This window comes from Streptomyces sp. Q2, assembly GCF_056820935.1.
Genome location: NZ_JBXEJE010000126.1, coordinates 1 through 490 on the forward strand (window position 1 = coordinate 1; position 490 = coordinate 490).

At 68.0% G+C, this 490-nt stretch carries 1 protein-coding gene; it reads right to left on the minus strand.

Going from position 1 to position 490, the window contains the following annotated elements:
- On the minus strand, positions 1-490 hold a 490-nt coding region (locus tag ACWBNA_RS47875), incomplete at both ends, for an amidohydrolase family protein (protein WP_482710889.1).

A 490-nucleotide genomic window follows, 5' to 3' on the forward strand; every position in this document is an offset into this window, starting at 1 on the left:
CGGTGGTTCGGCCGCGTCGATCGCCGCGATGTGGGCGTCGGCCAGCGGCGCGGGCGTCCAGCAGTAGTCGCTGCCGAAGAGCACGCGGTCAGGGTCGACGAGGTTCAGCAGTGCGGGGACCTGGCGTGGGAAGGCTGTGCCTGCCATGTCGTAGTAGAGGCCGCGGAGTTGCTCGACGGCATCGGGGGAGGGTGACTTCTGCGAAGGCAGGAACAGGTTCATGAATTCGTTGATGCGGTCGGCCAGGACGGGAATCGCGCCGCCGCAGTGCGGGACGATCACCCGCATGTTCGGGTGACGTGTCAGGACGCCTGCCATCACCATGTCGGTGACGGTGCGGGCGGTGTCGAAGATGTACTCGACCATCGGCCGCGGTCGGCCGAGTGCGGACTGTTCCCAGCATGCGGGTGAGGTGGGGTGCAGGAAGACCACGGCGCGGCGGCGGTCGAGTTCCGCGAAGACCGGGTTGAGGCGCTGGTCGCCCAGGTAC